The organism is Myxococcus sp. AM011 (genome assembly GCF_013372595.1).
Taxonomy (GTDB): domain Bacteria; phylum Myxococcota; class Myxococcia; order Myxococcales; family Myxococcaceae; genus Myxococcus; species Myxococcus eversor.
The window spans coordinates 1-600 of record NZ_JABXEM010000609.1 but is presented as its reverse complement, the minus strand read 5'-3'; the positions used below and the strand labels follow the sequence as shown (position 1 = coordinate 600).

1 protein-coding gene is annotated in these 600 nt (G+C 64.7%); it reads left to right on the top strand.

The window, feature by feature from the left end:
• Positions 1-413: phage tail protein (locus HUW62_RS47645; protein WP_176438226.1), on the top strand; the 413-nt coding region annotated here is incomplete at its 5' end.
• Positions 414-600: the final 187 nt, after the last annotated feature.

Sequence of the window (600 nt, the reverse complement as noted above, 5' to 3'; positions counted from 1 at the left end):
TCTGTGAGGCTGACGGCCTCGGGCACTCCGGTTTCCAGAAGTGCAGCGAGTTGTCCGTCGAGGTCGCCAACGTCCAATACTTCGAGGGCGGCAGCCTCATCCCCAACAAGTCCCCGGGGCGCCTCACGTTCTCCGACGTCACCCTGGAGAGAGGCGCCACGCAGGACCACGAACTCTTCGACTGGTTCCAGGACGTCGTCCACACCACCAGCGGCCTGGGCCTGCCGGACAGCCTCTACAAGCGCAACCTCGACATCGTCCAGCAAGACAGGGACGGCACCACGCTGCGCCGGTGGAGCCTCTCCCGCGCCTGGCCGGTGAAGTTCGTCGCGGGCGAGTGGGACAACGAGTCCGATGAGACGGTTATCGAGTCCGTCACCCTCACCTACGACTTCTTCGAGCTGGCCAAGTAGGACTCAGCCAGTCACGTACTCTCCATGAGTGCTGCACCCTGGCGGGCGCCTGACGTTGCACAGAGGCGCCCGCTCAGCCCATGAGCTGGCGAACTTCGTCAAGAGCGTGGCTTCGGCGCAGCGTTCACAAAAGTCCTCGCTCGTCCCCCAGTGTCCCCTGCCTCGACTGGGTGCCGCGTCTGTCGAT